This is a genomic window from Providencia sp. R33 (assembly GCF_019343475.1).
Classification (GTDB): Bacteria; Pseudomonadota; Gammaproteobacteria; order Enterobacterales; family Enterobacteriaceae; genus Providencia.
Genome location: NZ_CP072453.1, coordinates 2,438,838 through 2,460,800, shown reverse-complemented (window position 1 = coordinate 2,460,800; position 21,963 = coordinate 2,438,838). Strand labels below are relative to the sequence as shown.

The following is a 21,963-nucleotide window of genomic DNA, read 5'->3' as shown; positions in this document are numbered from 1 at the left end:
TGTGCTATAGATCACAAGAAAATATCTTAACATTCTGAGATGGAAAACTGAAATACACAGACTGCCAATGTACTCACGAAGGCAAAGTTTTAAGCTAATATCTTTGAGGTATATTATATTAAATATTTATTACGTATATCACAGTTATTATTTTTTATTTTAAAAGTAGTTGAACTATAGTGTTTAACCGATAAATTAAATAAATAATTTAAGAGTGTTTTAGAATAATTCCATGGTCAAGTAATAAACAGGGAAATAAATGGATTATATAGATCTCAGAAGTGATACATTAACTAAATTGTTACCCAATGATTTAAGTAACATAGATTTCTGTAAGATAGGAGATGATTGTTACAATGAAGATGAATATGTTAAAGCGTTAGAATGTTTTGCAGCAACGTTATTTGGAAAAGAATCAGCATTATTTATGCCATCTGGAACAATGAGCAATCAAGTTGGTCTTAGGGTATTAGCAAATCCTGGCGATGAAGTAATTACTGAAACAGGTTATCATGTTTGTTATTTTGAATCTTCTCCAACATCAGCGCTTAGCGGGCTTGTTATTAATAATATTAAAACGAATAATGGAATATTAACGGTTAAAGATATCATTGAAGCTATCAATAATAAATCAAGGTGGTCATATTTATATGCAACTCCTAAGGTCATCTCGATAGAAAGTAGTATTGGAACGTATGGAGGAAGTATATTCCCTATTGAAGAAATTAAGGCATTAAGAAAATTATGTGATGATAGAAGAATTTCATTATATCTTGATGGCGCAAGAGTTTTAAATTCATGTGAGGCACTTAATATTTCACCAGAAAGTTATGTAAAAGACATAGACCTACTCAATGTTTGTCTTTCAAAGGGAATTGGTGCACCCTTTGGTTCAGTGCTTATTGGAAAAGAGCGGGATATCCAAATTGCAAGAAAGCTTAGGAAGTGGTATGGCGGTGCATTACATCAATCTGGCCTAATGGCGTTTATAGCGTTAAAAAAATTAAAAGAGTACAAAGTAAATATAAAAAAAGACCATGAGAATGCCCAGTATTTATCTAAAATATTAGAGCCGTTTTTTGAAATAAGATACCCAGTTGAAACCAATATTATAATGGTAAATAAAAAAAACGCACATGAGTTTGCTTTACAACTTAAGGAGTTTGGTATTTTAGCTACAGCATGGACGAATGAAATTATTAGGTTTGTTACTAGTTCAAATATAAATAAAGATAAATTGGATGAATTAAATAGAGTGTTTAATTCAATGGGGGTGGCTAGAAAATAAAAATATGAAAAATAAAATATTAGCGCCAAGGTTTTTATCTGGTGTTTCGTTTTATAGTTTTTTACCTTTCTACTCTCTTTATTTATTGAACTATAAAGAACTTATAAAAGAAGATATTGCAATTGTATTATTTGTATTCTTATTTGTAAGTAGAGGTTTTTCTTTGCTTTCACACTATATTATTTTTTCTCTAGGCTATAAGATAACATTCATTATGAGATATTTACTAACATCATTAGCGATAGCTATGACCTACCTTTTAAGTAATTTCAGCTCATTTATTATTTTTTCTGCAATTATAGGTGCAGGGTTTTCAATTGCAAATATATGTACTAGTTTGTATTTGGCTGAAAATTCTTTGCATTCAAATAGGATGAAAAATTTTTCTATTTTAAATGTTATCGTTAATATATCTTCAGCATTAGGTGGTGTTTTAGGCGAGTTTTTTTACAATAAATTATATTCTGGTGTTATTTTATTCCCTGCATTAATTATGTTTCTTTCAGCTATATATTTAGTGGGAGTAAAAAATAATGAAAAATATAATAAAAGTAATAATGATAAAATAAGAGTATCTACAAGCTTTAGTGAGTGGTGTGTTTTTGTTTTGTATAGTGCTGTTTCTTTTTTCATGATAGGTGTGATACTAAGGAATCTTGCATATCACTATGAGTTATATTCTAAGATGGAAATGGAGTATATTTCAGTTTCATTACTTTTCGCTTTAAATGCAGGGGTTATTATTACTCTACAAATGAAAATGACAAATTTTTTAGCCAAGAAAAATCTGTTGACTCAAAACATAGTTTATAAAATAAGTTTGTTGTTAACAGTAAGCGTTCTATTTTTTTTGGATTTTAATTCATCGATAAATTTATATCTATTAATTGGCTTATTTTCTTTATGCGAGTTAGTTTGGAGCCCGTATAATAATAGCCTTTCTATTATTAAATGCCCATTTGAAAATAAAAAAATGTCATTATCTTTATGCGTTTTTTTCTGGGGTATTGCAGAATCATGTGGTGCTTATTTTGGTCTTATATCAGAGCTATATCAATTAAATTATGTATTGCCTTTTTTTATTATAATATTACTTATATTTTTATTCGGGTTTGAGCATTTTTTAATTAAAAGGAATAAATATGAAAACGATAGTTTTTGTTGAGTGTAATATATCAGGCACAGGAGTTAGTGCGTTAAAAATTGCCAAGCGTTTAGGTTATCATACGGTATTATTCACTAAGGAATATGCATTTTATCGACAGATACCAGATAATCCGACATTGTATGTCGATGATATTATTGAGTTAAATACAAACTGCATGGTTTCTATTTTACATAAAGCAATGCAGTATAACACAGTCGGAGTCGTGGCATTTGATGACTATCGTTTAGTGACGGCGGCAGCGGTATCTCATGCCCTAGGTTTGCCATCCCCAAGTATTAAAGCTTTGGTTTCGTGTCGATATAAAAATATATCGCGAGAAATACTTTCTAATAACGAAGAAAACGTTAAATTTAAAGTCTGTCAGATTGAAGACAATATAGATTTTTCAGAGTTTGCATTTCCCTTAGTTATCAAACCTTGTGATGATAGTGGTAGTAGTAAGGTGACGATTTGTTCTAGTATTGAAGAGGCTAATATTGCCGTTACAGAACTAATAGATTTTCGAATTAATAATCGAGGTTATAAATTATCATCATATTATTTAATTGAAGAGTTTATTCAAGGTCGTGAATACAGTGCTGAAGTGTATTGGGATATTGTATTAAACCAATGGGAAGTTTTAGGCATAACTGAAAAAATCACTACGCAAGGGAAATATGCTGTAGAAATAGGACATAATTTCCCTTGTGAATTGGAATTAAAAAATGAAATAGAGAAGACAATTGTTGGCTGGTTAAACCGACTTGGATTATCACATACTGTTGCCCATGTTGAGTTTAAAATCGATAATAATAAAATCAGGTTAATTGAAATAAACCCAAGAGTTGCGGGAGGGATGATTGATAACCTTTGTGAGAACGTAACAGGTTTTAGTTTAGTTGAATGTTATTTATCGCTGCATGTGAAGGAGATGTCATATATACCGCAATCTGTTGTTGAAAATCGATTTGCCTCAATCCGTTTTATAACACCTACAAAATTAGGAACGATTAAAACGATTTCTACAGCGCTGGTGTTATCACCATCATTACTATACAAATTTGTTTCGACTCCTATTGATGCTAAAGCCCTTAAAGATAGTTATAGCCGTCTTGGTTACATCGTAGTTTATGGAACTTGCGCGGAAGAGGTTATTACTTCGGTGGAGAGCAACTTACAGCAAATAAAAATTGAGTATATTGAGTAACATTTGAGGATAGAAAACAACCCTAATGACTTAGTATATAAGTATTAGGGTTGTTATAGCGTTTAATTAATAGATGCGAATATAGGTGTTACTTAACTTGCATGCCCGGTTGTGCGCCGCTATCAGGGCTGAGCAGATAAATATCTTTACCACCAGGGCCTGCTGCCATGACCATACCTTCGGAAATACCAAAGCGCATTTTACGAGGTGCAAGGTTAGCGACCATCACCGTTAAACGGCCTTCCAACGCTTTTGGATCTGGATAGGCAGAACGGATACCTGAGAACACTTGGCGCGTCTCGCCACCGATATCTAACTGTAATTTCAGTAGCTTGTCCGAACCCTCAACAAAATCAGCGTGTTTGATTAGCGCAATTCGCAGATCGATTTTTGCAAAATCATCAAAGGTGATTGTATCTTGGATTGGGTCATCAGCCAGCGGGCCAGTTACTTGCTGGATTGGCTTGATACTTTCTTTTGATGCCTCAACCATTAAATCCACTTTTGTCATTTCAATGCGGTTAAACAGAGCTTTGAAAGGTGCAACATTGTGGTCAAGTAATGGTGTGCTAATCGCATCCCAAGACAGTTCAGTATTTAAGAACGCTTCTGTACGTTTGGTCAGACCCGGTAAAACTGGCTTCAGGTAAGTCATCAGGATGCGGAACAGGTTAATACCCATTGAGCAGATATCTTGCAGCTCTTGGTCTTTGCCTTCTTGTTTAGCAACCACCCAAGGGGCTTTTTCATCAACATAACGATTAGCGATATCAGCTAATGCCATAATTTCGCGGATCGCTTTATTGTATTCACGATTGCTAAAATCTTCACCGATGACTTTTGCCGCATCAACAAATTGCTGATATAGCTCAGGCTCTGCTAAGTTTGTAGATAACTTGCCATCAAAGCGTTTAGCAATAAAGCCTGCGTTACGAGAAGCTAAGTTAACCACTTTGTTCACGATATCGCTATTGACGCGCTGAACGAAGTCTTCAAGGTTTAAATCGATATCATCGATACGTGAAGACAGTTTTGCTGCGTAGTAATAACGTAAGCAGTCTGCATCTAAATGGTCTAAATACGAGCGTGCAGTGATAAATGTACCACGGGATTTAGACATTTTTGCTCCGTTAACCGTGACATAACCATGGACAAATAGGTTAGTTGGTTTACGGAATTGGCTGCCTTCTAACATCGCAGGCCAGAACAGGCTGTGGAAATAAACGATATCTTTACCGATAAAGTGGTAAAGGTCCGTTTTCGAATCTTTATTCCAAAACTCATCGAAATTCAGGTCACCGCGTTTATCACACAGGTTTTTAAATGAACCCATGTAACCAATTGGTGCATCCAACCAGACGTAGAAATATTTGCCCGGTGCATCTGGGATTTCAAAGCCGAAATACGGTGCATCACGGGTAATATCCCACTGTTGCAGGCCAGATTCGAACCATTCTTGCATTTTATTCGCCACTTGCTCTTGCAGTGCGCCTGAGCGAGTCCATGCTTGTAGCATGTCGCTAAATGCAGGTAAATCAAAGAAAAAGTGCTCTGAATCACGCATTACAGGCGTTGCACCAGAGATGACCGAACGTGGGTTGATTAATTCTGTTGGGCTGTAGGTTGCGCTACACACCTCACAGTTATCACCGTATTGGTCTTCTGCTTTACATTTCGGGCAAGTGCCTTTAACGAAGCGGTCTGGTAAGAACATGCCTTTTTCTGGGTCGAAAAGCTGAGAAATAGTGCGATTTTTAATAAAACCGTTATTTTTCAGTTTTCCATAAATCAGTTCTGATAACTCTTTATTTTCTTCACTGTGTGTGGAGTGATAATTATCATAGCTAATGGAAAAACCCGCAAAATCGTTCTGATGTTCTTGGCTCACTTCTGCAATCATAGCTTCAGGTGTGACACCCAGCTGTTGTGCTTTAAGCATAATTGGCGTTCCGTGCGCGTCGTCGGCACAGATAAAATGAACCTCTTTGCCGCGCATTCGCTGATAACGGACCCAAATATCAGCCTGAATGTGTTCCAGGATATGACCAAGATGGATTGAACCGTTAGCATAGGGTAACGCACAGGTTACCAGTAATTTATTCGCGACTTGAGACATAGTAACTTTCTTACTTCCATTATTTGAAAAGGGTCTTTGATGTTAACCGATCAAAACCATCGCTGCTAGGGGTATAAAAGATTAATTGGAAATTTGTTGGAAAAAGAAATTTTTGCCTCTTCGTGGCTTTTCCTGCGCTTGGCAATCACTATTTTTCGTGTTCTCTGTTATGATTAACCTCAGTCAAAGTATATCCGTCTAATCTCAGGTAGTTTATCGAGTTATATAGGATATCTATAGTTCAAAAATATAAATAAAGGAGCCGGGATGAACGATAAATCCCCCGAGCAGAACAAACCAGAACTGCTGACTGAACAAGTCTCCAAAGTTTTGGCTTCATTTACACACCCAACGCTGCAACGTAATCTGATTTCTATCAAAGCGTTACACCATTGTGCGATGTTAGACAATGTGCTGCACGTCGAATTAGTCATGCCATTTGTTTGGAAAGGTCCTTTCCAAACGCTGATTAGCGAAAAAACGGCAGAGCTAAAACAACTCACTGGCGCTCACGCAGTTGAATGGAAATTACGCCACGATGTGACAACGCTAAAACGCGCGAACGATTTACCAGGCATCAAGGGTGTGCGCAATATTCTGGCGGTGAGTTCAGGTAAAGGCGGCGTGGGGAAATCCAGCACTTCCGTCAACCTCGCGTTAGCACTGGCGCAAGAAGGGGCGAAAGTCGGTATCCTTGATGCGGACATTTATGGCCCGTCGATTCCAAATATGCTAGGCACAACATTAGAGCGCCCAACGTCTCCTGATGGCCAGCACATGGCGCCAATTATGGCATATGGTTTAGCGACTAACTCAATCGGTTATTTAGTCACTGACGATAACGCGATGGTCTGGCGTGGCCCGATGGCAAGTAAGGCATTAATGCAAATGCTGCAAGATACCTTATGGCCAGATTTAGACTATTTAGTTATCGATATGCCACCGGGAACGGGTGATATCCAATTAACACTGTCACAAAACATCCCTGTAACAGGTGCGGTTGTGGTGACAACACCACAAGATATCGCCCTGGTTGATGCCATGAAAGGTATTGTGATGTTTAAGAAAGTGAATGTGCCAGTGTTAGGTGTTATCGAAAATATGAGCGCGCACATTTGCAGTAATTGTGGCCATGTTGAGCCAATTTTCGGTACTGGTGGTGCAGAAAAACTGGCTGAGAAATACAACACGAAACTGTTAGGCCAAGTTCCGCTGCACATTTCTCTGCGTGAAGACCTCGACCGCGGTCAGCCGACCGTTATGCGCGACCCTGAAGGTGAATTTGCGGATATTTACCGTGAAATCGCATCGGGTATTTCTGCATTAATGTATTGGGAAGGGGATAAAATCCCAACGGAAATTTCATTCCGTGCGGTGTAATTTAGCGTAATTCAATAGGGGCTATTTAGTGTTTAACATTAAATAGCCTTTTTTATGCATAGTGATCTCTGCACTCTCAATTTCCCTTTTTCTGATTTATCCGTGGATTGTTTCTATATTGAGAAAGGATAGCGTAGAATAAAACAATATTGTTGTTGATGAATTCTTTTCCTATGGGTAAGCCCTAAAAGGTGATTATGAAATTTTTAATTTTTATTGTCGTAGTGGTGCTGATCGTTATTTATTTTTATAACCGTATCGTGGCATTACGTGAAGCCGTAGTTTCCAGCGAAACTGAAATTTCAGTTCAATTAGACAGACGCGGAAAAGTGTTTGATAGTTTACTTGCGACGGTAAAAAAATATTTAAGCCATGAAACGGAAGTATTCAGTAAAATTACTGAACTGCGTACTCAGGCTCAAAATGCAACGGGCGATAAAGCACGTGAAGCGGAAGATGAGTTATCTAAAATGGTGAGCAGCGGGGCGATTAACGTCGCAGTTGAAGCTTATCCAGAACTGAAATCTGACGCAATCATGGCAAATCTGCAAGAAGAAATCGTATCTTCAGAAAATAAGCTTTCTTTTGCGAAACGCGGCTATAACCGTACATTAGAAACCTACAATGCTTATATTGCATCGATGCCTGCCGCGCTTATTGTTGGCATTATTCCTAGCTTAAAAATATCGAAAGAATACTGGCGTCTTGATGAAGAGACGATTAAGTCTGAAGAGTCACGTCGTATTAATTTCGACTAATTATCGATTAATTGCCATTTGGAAAATTATCGGAACAACTTAGGGCGTTCCGATAATTATCTGTGATAGAAAGCAGGGTATTTTTATGGATTTCCGTAACGTCATACGTAAAAACAATATTCGAACTCGTTTTGTGGTGATGAGCTATATTTTTATTATGCTTATCATTGGGTTATTAGCGGATATTGCCACGCATCCAAATGAACAGTTAGATTTGTTTGATAATGCAATGGAATTTGTGACGTTAAAAGAAATGCCAGTTGCGACATTTATTGTTTTAGGTTTGACATTCCTTGGATTGATTTATATTCATTTTCGGGGCCATAAAATGATGTTGGCAGGGATGAATGCGAAAGAAATCAATCCAGAAAATGCCACCAGTTCAGAAGAAAAACAGCTGTTTAATATTATTGAAGAGCTTAGTTTAAGTGCAAGTTTGGGCTATATTCCGCGTTTATATATTTTAGAAAGTGATGAACCAAATGCATTTGCTGCGGGCTGGAATGGCCGTAATGCATTGGTTGGGGTGACGCGCGGTCTGCTTCAAACGCTGAACCGCCAAGAAGTACAAGCTGTTCTTGCTCACGAAGTTGGCCATATTATACATGGTGATTCGAAGCTGACCCTGTATGTGGGTATCTTAGCGAACGTGATTTTGACGGTAACCAACGTATTTAGTCAGATTTTTATTCGTACAGCAGGGCGAAGCCGTAATAATGCGGCTAATAAAGCCCAAATGATTTTAATGGTTTTGAACTTTGTGTTGCCGTGGATCACGCAAATTCTGTATTTTTATTTATCCCGTACTCGTGAATACATGGCGGATGCGGCGGCGGTTGATCTCACTTCTGATAACCAAGCGATGATCAGCGCACTAAAAAAGATATCTGGGCAACACGAAACGCATGAATATGATGAGAGCAGTACAGGGCAGGCTTACCGTAAAGCGGCCTATATTTTTAATAAAGGAGATTCTGTGTTTTCAACACACCCCTCTATTGAAAATCGCATTGCTGCATTAGAAGGTAAAAAGCCATTTTAGCCCTATAGATTAAAGGGCTAATTAGAAATTCACCGCTTTTCATCGAATATTGGCGTTTTTTTTTAGCGAACTTTGTTGAGGGACGCTGGAACAACACGCCATTACCCCCTATAATTCCGCCAACGTAACATTTTGATGTTATGTATTTTCATTTCTAAAATATTTAACCAGGTTATCATTTTATGACTGACATAGCGCATCACTGTACCATTGTAGGTATATCGGGAGCCTCTGCATCTGGCAAAAGCTTAATTGCAAGCACTCTATATCGTGAATTACGAGAAAAGGTCGGTGATCATAATATCGGTGTTATTCCAGAGGACTGTTATTATAAAGATCAAGCAGACGTACCAATGGAAGAACGGCTTAAAGTGAACTATGATCATCCTAACTCAATGGATCACAGTTTGCTTTTTGAACACCTCAGATCACTAAAAAGTGGTCAAGCAGTAGAAATTCCGCAATACGACTATGTCGCTCACACTCGCAAAGAAAAAACCATTACATTTAAACCTAAAAAAGTCATTATTATTGAAGGCATTTTATTGTTAACCGATAAACGCCTACGTGGTGAGATGGATTTTTCGATTTTTGTTGATACACCACTCGATATTTGCTTGATGCGCCGCATTAAACGTGATGTAAATGAACGGGGCAGAACATTAGATTCCGTGATTGACCAATACAATAAAACGGTTCGCCCAATGTTCTTACAGTTTATTGAGCCATCGAAACAGTATGCCGATATTATTGTCCCTCGTGGTGGGAAAAACCGTGTGGCAATTGATATCTTAAAAGCGAAGATCGGGGAATTCTGCCAAGATTAATCAAGGCAGAAACTAACATTATGAAGGGGGATACAGCCATGCGTCTTTGTGACCGCGATATTATTCAATGGATGGATGATGGTAAATTAGTGATTAGCCCGCGCCCACCTGTTGAACGGATCAATGGTGCGACCGCAGATGTCCGTTTAGGAAATCAGTTTCGTGTTTTTCGAGGACATACCGCGGCATTTATCGATCTTAGTGGCCCAAAAGATGAAGTGAATGCTGCCTTGGATCGTGTAATGAGTGATGAAATAGTGCTTAGCGAAGACGAGCCATTTTTCTTACATCCAGGGGAATTAGCACTTGCAGTGACGCTTGAGTCTGTTACGCTCCCTGATAACCTTGTGGGTTGGCTTGATGGTCGCTCATCACTAGCTCGATTAGGCTTGATGGTACACGTTACCGCGCATCGCATTGACCCCGGTTGGAAAGGGCAAATCGTGCTAGAATTTTATAATTCAGGTAAGTTACCATTAGCATTACGCCCTGGTATGGTCATTGGGGCGTTAAGTTTTGAGCCATTATCGGGCAGCGCAGACCGCCCTTATAATAGCCGCCAAGATGCAAAATATAAAAACCAACAAGGGGCTGTTGGTAGCCGTATCAGTGAAGACTGATATTAGCTAAACTTCGCGGAAATTGTGTCATTAATGGATTTTAATGGCGTAATTTTCGCCCATTTTCAGGGAAAGTAATGGTGTGAGTTCACGTTGGTGATGGTCGCAGGCAGAGTTTAAGAGAGGGAAGCATGAAACGTTTTTTAACGACACTGATTATCTTACTTGTCGTCATTGTTGCGGGTTTAACCACATTAGTGATGTTGGTAAATCCGAATGATTTTCGTCATTATATTGTCGAGCAAGTCGAGAAGAAAAGTGGCTATCAACTTGAATTTAATGGGGATATGCGTTGGCACGTTTGGCCGACGTTGAGCATTATCACAGGCCCCGTCTCTCTGACCGCACCAAATGCATCCAAACCTGTCTTAAGCGCTGAAAATATGCGTTTAGATGTTGAACTGTGGCCTTTGATTTCCCACCGTTTGTCAGTCGAACAAATTGTGATTGATGGTGCTGTTATCCGTAAAACACCAGAAAGTGAACCTCAAGCGCACAGTAGTGACCCTATTGCACCTGGGGGCCCTACCTCTCAAACTGCTTCTGTTGATAAGAGCAATTGGTTATTAGATATCGAAAAAATTGATATCTCTAACAGTTTAGTAATTTGGCAAACGTCAAAAGATGAATTTAACCTGCGCAATATTAACCTGTCACTGAAAAAAAATAATGACAAGCAAGTCGCGGTAAAATTCAGTGGTAACTTAAATAAAAACCAGCAAGAGTTTGTGTTTGATACTCGTGCGGATATCGATTTATCGGCAATCAACCAAAAAATTAGCGGTCAATTAACCCAGTTTGATTATTCGCTTAGTGGTGTGGATTTACCTGAAAACGGAATATCTGGGCAAATCACCACAGATTTTTTATATAACAAAGGGCAGGAGCCTAATGCGAATTTAACTAATCTATCGATTAAAGCCAATGAAAGCCTATTAACAGGGAATGTTAGCGTAAAACTGAGTGAGATCCCGCAGCTGGCGGTTGAATTAATATCTGAAAAATTAGATTTGGATAATTTGATAGGGACAGTACCAACTGCGACAACGTCTGAGGCGGAGACAAATAATAATCGTGTGGGGGTCAAGCCTGTTATTTCAGGGGCGAATACGCAACGATATGATTTGTCAGGGTTAAAATTATTTGCAGGGAGTTTTGATTTATCTGTAGGCAATTTAATTTACCGAGGAATGTCGGTAAATGATGTGGTGATTAGTGCCCAAAATCAAACTCCGCGTTTAACGGTTTCTAAATTACAAGGTAAAGCGTTTGGTGGGGAGTTCTCATTACCTGTTACGTTAAATTATAGCGCGGTGCCAGCGACGGTTTCGGCAAAACCCGACTTTAAAAATATCGATTTAACACCGTTATTAAAAGCCTTTAATATGCCACAAAAACTCAGCGGCATTATCTCCCTCAATGCGGCGTTATCGGGTGTTGGTTATGATGATTATGCGGTGAAAAACCAATGGCAAGGGCCTGTTAATTTCGAGCTTAGAAATGCGAAATTACATGGGTTGAATATTCCGCAGTTAATTCAGCAGTCTATTTCCCGTGTGACGAATAAAATTAACGCACCCGTGAATACAGGGAATTATACAGAAGTTGAATTATTCACAGTTAAAGGCTACTTGAATAAAGGCAATATGAATATTTCATCAATGAATGCGAAATCCGCTTTGGTGAATATTAACGGCCAAGGCCGTGTAAATATTCCAAATGAAAGTATTGATGTGAATTTAGGTGTCAATATTTTTGGTGGCTGGGCGGGGGATTCACGCCTAGTACAGCAATTACAAGGCATGAATATTCCACTGCGTATTTATGGTAATTGGCATAGTTTGCAATATCAGCTTGATGTGGAGAAATTGCTGCGTAATGAGTTACGCACCCAAGCTAAAGAAGCCATTGGTAATTTCTTGAAAAAAGAAGAAAATAAAGGGCTGAATGACTTATTGAATGCGTTGTAGGTATGAGACTAACCGTAAACATGTTATTGGATGTTTGCGGTTAATCTTGCCTGGATTAAAGATTCTCAGTTTGCTTAGCCATTTTAGCTTTCTCGTTTAACTTTACCTGTGTTTCGCGCGACTTTGCATAGTCATCTGAACGGTTTTTTTGATAGTCATTTTTCTTTTTCATTGGGGCTAATTCATTCTGTCGTTTCTCTATTCTTTTTTCGAACGCCTCAAGTTTTTTGAGCTTTGTTGATTGTCCCTTAGTGAGATTACTTTTAATTCTAGGATTAAAATCCTGAATTTTATTTTTTATATTGAGTAGGTTAAGTGAAACATCATTCAGTTTTTGGGCTGATTGCCAGCTGTCTTTCCCCACCATTAATTCACGGATACTATTTTTGATCTTTGAAATTTCACTAGATAATACATTTAAATCTTTCATTGTTACTTTACGTGGATCTGCTGTTGCGGCAGATTCATTTGTTTTTACCTCTGTATTAGCACTTTTAGTCGTAGTTTCTTGTGCGGGTAAGTTAAATGAAACACGTTTCTTGGTTGCACTATTTTGATGGCTATTTGTTGATTTTAAAATAGATTTAGTAGGCAATGGCGTGGATGAATTATTGACGCTTTTTGCTGAATTTCCTAAGGTTCCGCTTGTTTTTTGATTTGCTTCGCAAATGCTTGCGCTTTTAATCGTACTTTCTTGTGCCGGTAAGTTAAATGAAACACGTTTCTTGGTTGCACTATTTTGATGGCTATTTGTTGATTTTAAAATAGATTTAGTAGGTAATGGCGTGGAGGAATTCTTGACGCTTTTTGCTGATTTTCCTAAGGTTCCGCTTGTTTTTTGATTTGCTTCGCAAATGCTTGCGCTTTTAATCGTACTTTCTTGTGCCGGTAAGTTAAATGAAACACGTTTCTTGGTTGCACTATTTTGATGGCTATTTGTTGATTTTAAAATAGATTTAGTAGGCAATGGCGTGGATGAATTCTTGACGCTTTTTGCTGAGTTTCCTAAGGTTCCGCTTGTTTTTTGATTTGCTTCGCAAATGCTTGAGCGAGGAATAGTAATGGTATTTTGTGCTATTTTGATTGGCATAATTGTTCTCTCATTAAAATTTTGGTTATGAAACTGACTTAATTATTCAATAGCCAAATAATTATTGCTTTTAAAAAACGATGTTGATTATGTGTGCTATTGGTTTTTTGTTTGAATGGGCTGCGGTCGTTTGACTTGGAACTCAATAAAACCCAGTTGGTGGTTAGTGATAAGCACTTTGCTTTTTAGCAATGTTAATGTTGCTTGCTTATTTTTATGGTGGTGATAGCTCGAGCTGTTTAATAAAGCTTGATAGGTATTTAGGCTCGTAGTAATAGAATTTAACTCTACTTTTAATTGTGTAATTTGCGTTAACTGTGCAGAATTTTGATCTGCTTCTATGACAGAAGTTCTCTGGTTAATGTCGTCCAATTTTGCGATAACACTTTCTTTTAATTGTTTAATATCCTCCATTTTAACGGTTTTTTGCTTTGTTTTAGCGAAGGATACCTTTTGGCTTGGCTTTGTTGGTGGTAAAAAAAGCGAGCTTTCATTCTGATCAAAAAATTTGATCTTACTCACCACGGAAAATTTAACGTCTTTATTTTCCAGCGAATTTTGTGTTTTATGACCAGTTGATTTTAAAATTGATTTAGTTAAGCCAGCGTGCTGATTACTGATCTGCTTTGTTTGGTTAGCGATTGTTTTTTTCGTGATAGGTATGTTTATGGGTTGAGACGATATTGCTGTGGCAGAAGGGGATTTTGAAATTGATGGCATGATTAAATTCCTTATGAATATTATTTAATGATGATAATTATTCACAAAGAAAATGGGTTATCTTGCAAAAAACGCGATTGAACGGAGTTTGGTATAAACCTAATAAATATCTCGTAAGGTTATAGGCAAAAAAATACCGACCTATTGGCCGGTATTTCGGAATTTAGTTAAGGTTAATCATCTTCATATTCATAACCCTCCCCTTCACGAGCAGGGGGAGTGATTAAGACTTTATTGACGCGGTGGCTATTCACTTCAAGTGGCTGGAAGATGCAGCCATTAATGGTGACTTGCTCGCCGACTTCTGGAACACGTTGTAAATGTTCCATTAAGAGACCTGCGATGGTTTCGTATTCACGTTTGTCATCTAATTCCATCGGTACAAACATGATTAAGTCTTCCAGTGGCATAAAGCCATTGGCAATCCACGTACCGTCATCAAGTTTTTGAATATCATGACGTGAATCATTCTCTTCATCGCCAACGGGTAAGTTACCGGCGATGGTTTCCATCACGTCGGTCAATGTCACAATACCTTCAATAGAACCAAACTCATCGACCACAAATGCAAAGTGAGTGTGCGCTTTACGGAACTGTTCCAATGCTTTGAGCAGTGATAAGCCTTCAGGGAAGATCAGCGGTTGAGTGATTAACGCACGTAAATCCAGTGGTTTACCATTTAGTTGCTGCTTCACTAAATCCATCACATGCACAACACCAACAGGTTCATCGCTAATGGTCTCATCAATCACCACAAGGCGTGAGTGCGGGTTTTTCTCCATCAATTGCAATAAATCGCTAGAGGATTTATTGATATCAAGATAGTCCACATCGTGGCGTGAGGTCATGATACTTTCAACGTTACGCTGCGCCATCCCTAACACACGAGCAATCATTAGGCGCTCTTGCGGGTCGAAGACAGATTTGTTGTCAGCGATAAGGTCAGAAGTCCGTGGGTCTAATTCACCTCTTTCGTTATTACCGCTTAAAATGCGCAATACCGCTTCAGCTGTACGTTCACGCAGTGGGCGCGAACCAGTCAGGAACTTACGACGGTTAAATTGTGCAAATTGGTTTAGCACCTCAATCATGATTGAGAAGCCAATTGCCGCGTACAGGTAGCCTTTCGGAATAGCGTAGCCAAAACCTTCTGCCACAAGGCTGAAACCAATCATCAACAAGAAGCTTAAACACAGTATGACAATGGTTGGGTGTTGGTTAACAAAGCTAGTTAACGGTTTACTTGCCCAAATCATTAATGCCATTGCAATGGTCACTGCCGCGATCATAACGCCAATATGGTCAACCATACCTACCGCAGTGATCACAGAGTCCAGAGAGAATACGGCATCAAGAACAATAATTTGTGCAACAACAGCCCAGAAATTCGATGTCTTTCTTTGGGTATTAGTGTGTTCGTCTTTACCTTCTAGCCGTTCGTTTAGTTCCATCGTTGCTTTAAACAAGAGGAACAGCCCCCCGATTAGCATAATCAAGTCTCGGGCACTAAATGGGTGCTCGAATAGCGTGATTATCGGTTTGGTGAGGGTAATGAGCCACGACAAGCTGAATAGAAGCACAACACGCATAACTAAGGCTAATAAAAGTCCAGTTACACGGGCTCTATCACGCAGCTTTGGCGGGAGCTTATCTGCCAGAATGGCAATGAAGACGAGGTTATCAATACCAAGAACGATTTCTAGAACGATTAGGGTAGCGAGGCCCGCCCAAATCGAAGGATCTGCGATCCATTCCATACAGTTTGTTTTACCTTCTGATATGACGGCTTATACCGACTGGAGAATAATGCGGTTTGTTGAGAGAAATATCAATAAAAATTCACTTTATCCTCGAAATCCTTCAAGTTGCAGCGGTGTTGACTACGCTACGCTCGCCGAGTCACATAGTTTATCTATGCTCCCCGTCTATCTTCGCTTGTCGCCTACCTGCAACTCGAATTATTTGGAGTATAGTCGGACAATTCTTGACAAAAATGGCGTTGTGTACGTCATCGATTGCATCAATAACTACCATGCTGCACAATCCTAGGTTAATATGTGATCCCGTTAACAGAATGTCAGCACATTGAGGCTGACTTGGTCCTAATCAGACAGGAGTTGTTCATGTCAAAGCAGCAGATTGGTGTTGTCGGAATGGCGGTCATGGGGCGTAACCTTGCGCTCAATATTGAAAGCCGCGGTTACTCAGTGTCTATCTTTAACCGTTCTAAAGATAAAACAGACGAAGTAATTGCCGAAAATCCAGGGAAAAACCTCGTTCCCAACTATACAATTGAAGAGTTTGTTGACTCTCTGGAAAAACCACGCCGCATCTTATTGATGGTTAAAGCGGGTGAAGCAACGGACAAAACAATTGCCTCGCTGACTCCTCATCTGGACAAGGGTGATATCCTTATCGACGGTGGTAACACGTTATTTACGGATACAATCCGTCGTAACCGTGAATTATCCGCACAAGGTTTTAACTTCATCGGCACAGGTGTTTCTGGTGGTGAAGAAGGCGCATTAAAAGGCCCTTCAATTATGCCGGGTGGACAAAAAGAAGCTTATGAACTGGTTGCGCCAATCTTAAAAGAAATCGCAGCGAAAGCGGAAGGCGAACCTTGCGTGGCTTACATGGGGCCAGACGGGGCAGGTCATTACGTTAAAATGGTTCATAATGGTATCGAATACGGTGACATGCAGTTAATCGCTGAAGCTTATTCATTGTTAAAAGGTTCATTAAACCTGAGCAATGAAGAGCTGGCAGGCACTTTTGCAGAGTGGAACAAAGGTGAATTGAGCAGCTACCTGATTGAAATCACTGCCGACATCTTCAAGAAAAAAGATGAAGATGGTAAGTACCTTGTTGACGTGATCCTAGATGAAGCGGCAAACAAAGGTACGGGTAAATGGACAAGCCAGAGCGCGCTGGATTTAGGCATTCCTCTGACATTAATTACAGAATCTGTTTTCGCACGTTATATTTCTTTCTTAAAAGACCAACGTGTTGCAGCATCTAAAGTCTTAACAGGCCCAGTCTTAAAACCCGTTGAAGGGGATAAGAGCGCGTTTGTTGAGAAAGTACGCCGTGCGCTGTACTTAGGTAAAATTGTTTCTTATGCGCAAGGCTTCCAACAGCTAAAAGCGGCATCAGATGAGTACAATTGGGATCTTAACTACGGTGAGATTGCGAAAATCTTCCGTGCAGGTTGTATTATTCGTGCGCAATTCCTGCAAAAAATCACGGATGCTTACAATCAAGATGCGAAAATTGCCAACTTGCTGTTAGCGCCGTATTTCAAACAAATTGCTGATGAATACCAACAGGCATTGCGTGATGTTGTATGTTATGGTGTCCAAAATGGCATTCCAACACCAACATTCTCTGCCGCTATCTCTTATTATGATAGCTACCGTTCAGCGGTATTGCCTGCTAACTTAATCCAAGCGCAACGTGACTACTTTGGTGCTCACACTTACAAACGTACGGATAAAGACGGTGTTTTCCACACGGAGTGGATGGAATAATTCCCACATCATAATTGTCTATGATGCGAAAGGCGCTAGGTTTAGCGCCTTTTTTGCCTTTTTGATTGCTATAAAATACGTTTAAATTCATTTTGTTATGTCTTTTTAGGCCTTATTCATGCGTAAATTTCTTGTTTTGCTGCTTTTATTAGTTTTACTTGGCCCATTGGGCATTGATTTATATCTGCCAACGATCCCTGATATTGCGAAGGATTTAGGGAGCAGCGAATCGGTCATTCAATCAACTATTGCGCTATTTATTTTAGTTCTGGGCTTAGGTCAATTAATTTCAGGGCCGATGGTAGACAGATATGGGCGTAAGCCAGTCGCGATGGTTGGCATGGTGCTTTACATTATTGGTGCGGGTGTTGCTATTGCCGCCACGACACCAACGCTATTCATTGCCTCACGTTTATTACAAGGGGTTGCAGTGTGTTGTACCTCAGTGGTGGCATTTAGCTGTGTTCGTGACCGCATGAACGGTACTGAAGCGGCTCGCGCATTCGGCTTTCTCAACGGCACATTGAATATTGTCCCTGCACTCGCCCCGTTATTAGGCGGCCTACTGGCTGAAGCATGGGGCTGGCGTGCACCGTTTTGGTTCCTTGCGTTATATGCCGTCATTATATTGGTATTAATCGCTGTATTTTTACCCGAGACACGCCCTGCAAATTTACCTAAGGTGAAAGTGATCCCAGTGGAAACCTATTGCCGTGTCTTAGGGAATCGCCAATTTATCATTTTTGCACTCGTTAATGCAGGCACTATGGGGATGGCATTGACTTATGTTTCCCTCGCACCAACGGTGTTGATGGGGGATGCTCAATTGAGTCCATTAGCGTTTTCCATTGTGTTTGGAATTAACGGTTTTTGGATCATGTTTGCCAGTTATATTGCCAATCATTTTATTCATAAAATTGGGCGCCCTGCGTGTTTGTTGGTGGGCAGCTCCATGATGGCAATTGGCAGTTTAGGGTTGATATTAGGCTTTGTGGTGTTGCCAGAAGCTATTCAAAGCCATTGGGTTGTCTACATGTTACCTGTGGCCTGTGCGTGTACTGGGCTTGCCTTTATGATGGGAACGGCAACTAGCTACGCTTTGGAACCTTTTGGTAATGAAGCGGGTACGGCATCTGCGTTAGTGGGGTTTGTCCAAATGGCTGGCGGTGCTGCTTTGGGTCTATTGGCTATCGCGTTGCCCATCGCACCAAAATTATCGTTAGCAATCGTGATGCTAGTTGGTTGTATTTTTGGCTTGGTGGCGAGAAAGGCCAGTTTGAGGTTAGCAGAGCCCCATTAATGATGTAAGAGCAGGTCGATAAGCCTGCTCTTATTCATATTAGTTTAAATGGTTAGCCCATTAATGGTCGTGGGTAATTTAAGTTCTCTAATTTCAATATCTTTAGATTCTTTTAGCTCACCTTTAATAAAAATTTTAACTTTAACGGGCTTTAGGTCTCTCTCAATATTCACATGAAAACGGTTCATATGAGATGTGTTGAAATTGGTACCATGAAGTTTGTATTGTCGCGTTGTTCCATCTTCAAGATCGAATTCCAAATAAGAAGAACAAGAATCTAGCTTCTTATTGTCATCATAAACCATGCCTGAAGAACCATATAAAACATCTTGCACATGGTTTGATTTTTGTTTTTCAGTATTGGTGACTAAAATTTGCCCTTCGGGATCATAAAAACCGAGTACGGTAATAACGGGAACATCTTGTTTTATTGGTTTTCTGTGTAACCCGTGGAGATGAGATTTAACCCATGACTTACCATCGGAAATATAGGTTATTTTTTCATTTTTTTTAATTTTTTCAGTTTCACCATTAAGATGAACAGTCGTATCCCTGTCAGCACAAGTTTCTATTATGATGGTATCTTCCGCATTTCTAGACGATGCATCAGGCAAGTGTATATTTTTACTATGATAGCCATTACCTAATTTTATTTTTAGCACATCGTACTTTTCGAGTGCTTTACATAATTTGTATAGAGAGATATCTTCCCCATTTTTAATTGGTACATTAAATTGGAGAAAACTTGGTAATTCTAAATAGGCATCTTCCATTTTGCTTGTTTCAGAATTCCATTTTTGATAACCCGTTGAGGAATCATTATTAAAAGCGTGAAGTTTTTCTAGTCGCTGTTGGATGGCGGCTAATGTATTTGGCGTATAGAGTGAATAAGCATTATTTTTTTCATCTTTCGGGCTTCCACCATTCATTGCATCGTGGTCTGCTATCCCAGACCGTTCAAAATTTGGGATAAACATATTGTTATCCGCGTCCCAGCCCCACGTTGAGTTTTTATGATGAGCAGGGCGATGGATACCAAGTTCTGTACGTCCACCGTAAAAGTCAATAATATCAAAGTTATGACCTAATTCATGGCTAAACTCATTGCCTATCGAATCCTCAACAGAAGCGAGCCCACCGGTATAACTACCCAGCCCCCCATGGATAACTCTACCATTTTGATATTGGCCAACAGAGTTATAGACGACTATTTGCGGGGTTGGGACAAATGTGGGGCTATCATCTGGTTAACTATTAATGCCAGACGTTGCCATATGAATGCCTTCCCCATATGCCCAGCGAGTCATTTTTGAAATTGACCTTTCGTGCCAACCACCATTTTCAGGAATAACCTCTTTTAAAATCGTTCCATCACCGAAGACAAATTGATTGACCCGCGTTGATTCATAGCGGTTTACGAGGAGTGTTGAGGCTGGAATTTGTTGATAATATTGCCGATTAAACTCGGGTGTATCCCTAAAATCGAATTTATCTCTCGGCTCAGTGAAAATACCAATATCCAAAAGATGTAATCTTAACGTCGTTGGTGCGCCTATAGTGGTCTTTGGTAAGATGCCCATTTTATTTTTATGTATAAAGTCAATTTTTATATTAGGCTGAATATATTCACCGGGAATCGTTGTTGACCAAGTATTCTCCATATACTCAAGGTTATTCATATGTTCAGGTGGGACTATTAATGGGTTATTTCTCCATTTCTGAGTCTTAGTGACAAAATCGAGATTGAGGAGTTCCCCTTTTTTTAGCTCTAAATAGGTTCCATCAAAATGAATTTTTGTGCTCTTGCTTGCCGTCGTATTAAAGGTGATATAGCAATAACGATTTCCATTTGGTAATTTGATGGAATCAACCCAGTTTTCATCATTAATATCTATTCTGATTTGTCTTTGATTTCGTAATAGTAAGTTTTCCATAAACTGAGTGTTTTCTTGCATTTGCTCTAGTTTTTCTTTTTCATTGATGACTTCATCATATTCGAAACTTCTCCCTAAGCTCAGTTCTGATGCCTCGGTATTGATTGGCAGTTTTTTCCAAACCCCTTTTTTATCACAGACAAAATAAAGAAAATCCCCTTTTTTTAAAGTTATCTCTTTATTATTAAAATCAATTTTTTTCTCGTCCATAGACTTCGAGGAAAATTGTATTATCTTTGATGTATATTGTTTATTGTTTATTAATTTAAATTTTTTGACGTCATAGTTATCGTGGATATTTATTTTTATACTTGAGTATCTTGTTAGTAAAAGGGGGAGCTCAGTACTATAGTTCTCTATTTTATCTTTTTCATTTAATTCATAATCAAAAATTTTAGGGATTTTTTTACTCACAGACAGCTCTTTTAGCTTTTTGGTTTCAGATTTTGTCAGCCACCTCCCGTTATTATCACAAATAAATTGGATAGAATGATTTTGTTCTAGTGTATGATATTTATTACTATATCTGATAATAATGTTTGAATTGGTACTATTATGGAAAACTGTATTTTTACCTTGATATTGTGGGTTTGAGTTAAGATGAATAGACTTAGTCCAATTATCGAATTTTATATCCCTGAAATTAAATTTTATATTATCTGACTTGGAAATAAGTTGATTAAAATAGTTGGGGTTTTCTAGTACCTTATTTAGTTGATTTGCATTTCTGACTTCTAAATCAAAAAAGCTAGGTTTTTTAAAGTCTCGAGGCCTTAGATTTGTTTCATAAATGCTTAAATAGGATAACTGGGGGAGTTTTGATGGAGGCGAAAGTTTTTTAAGATATGACCCTGTTCCCTTACTATCTGTTATTTCTATATAAACATCGTCGTTATCGGGGATTATATGTTGGGGTTTAAACATAATTAAGGTTTTTCGATTAGGCACTAATGTTGGTTGTATGTCCCCTTCAATTCGATTAACAGCAGGAATGATTGAATTCTGTGCAAAATAAACACTTCCTTTTAGATCTC

General features: G+C 38.8%; 15 protein-coding genes and 1 pseudogene. 11 read left to right on the top strand and 5 right to left on the bottom strand.

The genetic code is table 11. The annotated features are described in order from the left end of the window. Positions 1-259: 259 nt before the first annotated feature. From J6836_RS11570 to J6836_RS11560, 3 genes are read left to right on the top strand one after another with little or no spacing between them, the layout of a single operon-like run. Complete coding sequence (locus tag J6836_RS11570; RefSeq protein WP_219244221.1) at positions 260-1,288, top strand: threonine aldolase family protein; 1,029 nt, start codon at positions 260-262, stop codon at positions 1,286-1,288. A gap of 4 nt (positions 1,289-1,292) precedes the next feature. Next, positions 1,293-2,453, top strand: coding sequence for an MFS transporter (locus J6836_RS11565; RefSeq protein WP_219244220.1), 1,161 nt, complete (start codon positions 1,293-1,295; stop codon positions 2,451-2,453). Next, on the top strand, positions 2,431-3,642 hold the full coding sequence (locus J6836_RS11560) for an ATP-grasp domain-containing protein (RefSeq protein ID WP_219244219.1): 1,212 nt from the start codon (positions 2,431-2,433) through the stop codon (positions 3,640-3,642). The genes J6836_RS11565 and J6836_RS11560 overlap by 23 nt, the downstream gene beginning before the upstream one ends. Before the next feature lie 88 nt (positions 3,643-3,730). Here the strand turns inward: J6836_RS11560 and metG are convergent, their stop codons facing one another. Then, positions 3,731-5,758, bottom strand: coding sequence for a methionine--tRNA ligase (gene metG, locus J6836_RS11555; protein ID WP_219244218.1), 2,028 nt, complete (start codon positions 5,756-5,758; stop codon positions 3,731-3,733). Positions 5,759-6,025: 267 nt separating this feature from the next. On the opposite strand from metG, the gene apbC reads away from it, so the two are divergent. The 6 genes from apbC to asmA all read left to right on the top strand — a co-directional run bounded on the left by apbC (position 6,026) and on the right by asmA (position 12,355). After that, a complete protein-coding gene (gene apbC / locus J6836_RS11550; protein ID WP_219244217.1) occupies positions 6,026-7,138 on the top strand; it encodes an iron-sulfur cluster carrier protein ApbC in 1,113 nt (370 codons plus the stop codon). Between the two features lie 197 nt (positions 7,139-7,335). Beyond that, on the top strand, positions 7,336-7,896 hold the full coding sequence (locus J6836_RS11545) for a LemA family protein (RefSeq protein ID WP_219244216.1): 561 nt from the start codon (positions 7,336-7,338) through the stop codon (positions 7,894-7,896). 85 nt (positions 7,897-7,981) lie between these two features. Continuing rightward, positions 7,982-8,938, top strand: a complete 957-nt coding sequence (gene htpX / locus J6836_RS11540; RefSeq protein WP_219244215.1) for a zinc metalloprotease HtpX — start codon at positions 7,982-7,984, stop codon at positions 8,936-8,938. A gap of 182 nt (positions 8,939-9,120) precedes the next feature. Next, the gene (udk, locus tag J6836_RS11535) at positions 9,121-9,765 is read left to right on the top strand and encodes a uridine kinase (RefSeq protein WP_219244214.1); all 645 of its coding nucleotides are present in this window, start codon (positions 9,121-9,123) and stop codon (positions 9,763-9,765) included. Positions 9,766-9,803: 38 nt separating this feature from the next. Further along, the gene (gene dcd / locus J6836_RS11530; RefSeq protein WP_206085396.1) at positions 9,804-10,385 is read left to right on the top strand and encodes a dCTP deaminase; all 582 of its coding nucleotides are present in this window, start codon (positions 9,804-9,806) and stop codon (positions 10,383-10,385) included. 131 nt (positions 10,386-10,516) lie between these two features. Next, positions 10,517-12,355, top strand: a complete 1,839-nt coding sequence (asmA, locus tag J6836_RS11525) for an outer membrane assembly protein AsmA (RefSeq protein ID WP_219244213.1) — start codon at positions 10,517-10,519, stop codon at positions 12,353-12,355. A 55-nt stretch (positions 12,356-12,410) separates the two neighbouring features. On the opposite strand, the gene J6836_RS11520 is transcribed toward asmA, so the two are convergent. The 3 genes from J6836_RS11520 to J6836_RS11510 all read right to left on the bottom strand — a co-directional run bounded on the left by J6836_RS11520 (position 12,411) and on the right by J6836_RS11510 (position 15,922). Beyond that, a complete protein-coding gene (locus J6836_RS11520) occupies positions 12,411-13,445 on the bottom strand; it encodes a hypothetical protein (protein WP_219244212.1) in 1,035 nt (344 codons plus the stop codon). Positions 13,446-13,541: 96 nt separating this feature from the next. Further along, entirely contained in the window at positions 13,542-14,165 is a 624-nt protein-coding gene (locus J6836_RS11515; protein ID WP_219244211.1) for a hypothetical protein, read from the bottom strand. Positions 14,166-14,338: 173 nt separating this feature from the next. After that, positions 14,339-15,922, bottom strand: a complete 1,584-nt coding sequence (locus tag J6836_RS11510; RefSeq protein ID WP_219244210.1) for a TerC family protein — start codon at positions 15,920-15,922, stop codon at positions 14,339-14,341. Positions 15,923-16,288: 366 nt separating this feature from the next. Between J6836_RS11510 and gndA the strand changes: the two genes are divergently transcribed. Both gndA and J6836_RS11500 read left to right on the top strand, forming a co-directional pair. Next, positions 16,289-17,695 carry an NADP-dependent phosphogluconate dehydrogenase gene (gene gndA / locus J6836_RS11505; protein ID WP_219244209.1) on the top strand — a complete coding sequence of 469 codons (1,407 nt, stop codon included), beginning with the start codon at positions 16,289-16,291 and terminating at the stop codon, positions 17,693-17,695. 118 nt (positions 17,696-17,813) lie between these two features. Then, positions 17,814-18,995 carry a multidrug effflux MFS transporter gene (locus J6836_RS11500; RefSeq protein ID WP_219244208.1) on the top strand — a complete coding sequence of 394 codons (1,182 nt, stop codon included), beginning with the start codon at positions 17,814-17,816 and terminating at the stop codon, positions 18,993-18,995. Between the two features lie 44 nt (positions 18,996-19,039). Here the strand turns inward: J6836_RS11500 and J6836_RS23175 are convergent. Beyond that, a pseudogene (locus tag J6836_RS23175) lies at positions 19,040-20,929 on the bottom strand (M66 family metalloprotease). Positions 20,930-21,963: the final 1,034 nt, after the last annotated feature.